The sequence below is a fragment of the Mesorhizobium sp. M2A.F.Ca.ET.067.02.1.1 genome (assembly GCF_004023285.1).
Lineage (GTDB): Bacteria > Pseudomonadota > Alphaproteobacteria > Rhizobiales > Rhizobiaceae > Mesorhizobium.
Genome location: NZ_RZSB01001160.1, coordinates 1 through 1,195, shown reverse-complemented (window position 1 = coordinate 1,195; position 1,195 = coordinate 1). Strand labels below are relative to the sequence as shown.

At 60.0% G+C, this 1,195-nt stretch carries 1 protein-coding gene; it reads right to left on the bottom strand.

What is annotated here, in order from left to right; translation table 11 throughout:
* Positions 1-567: 567 nt before the first annotated feature.
* Positions 568-1,195: pyridoxal-phosphate dependent enzyme (locus EOA28_RS36370; protein WP_128315873.1), on the bottom strand; the 628-nt coding region annotated here is incomplete at its 5' end.

The window sequence follows — 1,195 nt, the reverse complement described above, 5'->3', positions numbered from 1 at the left end:
CGCGCTATGACCCGAACAACATCTTCCATCATAACGTGAACATACCACCCGCCTAGGATATGGCGTTCTAGTCAGAGTAGGGTACCGCAATACAGCGATGCAACCGGTTTGTCTGTCGATAGGGCTTCGAAAGTGAGGTTACCAGGTTCAAACACTGTTCCCGCAACCAATTCTATCATAACCGTCCCGGTCTGACCGGGGCGGTTTTTTTGCGTTTGAAGCGCACGCAATCGTCGCTGCGCGCCGGTGGGAGCATCACCGCGCCGAGAAGCCGCGCGAACCGGAAGAGCGAGCAAGTTTGTGCACCTCAGGAGAGATATGGCGCGCTTTAAAGGCAAGCCCTTTGTTTCTATTGTATGCGGTTACCGGTTGCTCGTATTTGGGAGTAGCTAGGGCAAGGCCCGATGTCGGGAAGGCAGCTATGCGCCCACAGTCAGCCGTAGAGATCAGCCTGCAACTTCCGGAATGCGGACATCGCCGGCGACCACTGTAGAGGTCGTGGTTGCTAGAAGCGGTCTCCATTTTACCAAGCTTCAATTGCCAGATGCGAATACAAAGCGCCTGCGCTTAGGTGGCAATTGCATCAGAGCCGGCGCCGCAAACGATCGCGCAGACCAGCTCATTCTTCTTTATCGAGATGCGACCGTTGCGTAGGGCGGCGAGGGCGGCAGCGCCGCTGAGGTCCGCTGCCAAGCCCATTTCGAACCAGAGCCATTTGGCTGCGGCGCGCATCTCGTCGTCGCTGACAAGCACGATCTCATCGACCCGATCGCGAACGGCCTCGAAGATTCGATCGTCGGAGCGCGCGCACGACATTGTTGCTACCGAGGTGGTCACCTTGTCGAGGGCGATGTTGCGGCCCGCCTCCAGCGAACGCAGCAGCACCGGCGATCCTTCGGCTTCGATGCCGACCACTCGCACACCCGGCTTCAGCGCCTTGAGCGCAGTGGACACCCCCGTGATAAGGCCGCCGCCACCCATCGCCACGAGCACGGTGGTCATCTCAGGCAGATCCTCGAGCAGCTCGAGGCCGACCGTTCCCTGCCCGGCGACAACATCCGCGTCGGCAAAGGGATGGAAATATGCCGCGCCCGTCTCGCGGTGGAAGGCGAGGGCGGCGACGTTGGATTCATGCCAGGCGGAGCCAACGATCCGAACGTCGGCCTTCCAAGCGCGGAGCTTTTCGATCTTCTCG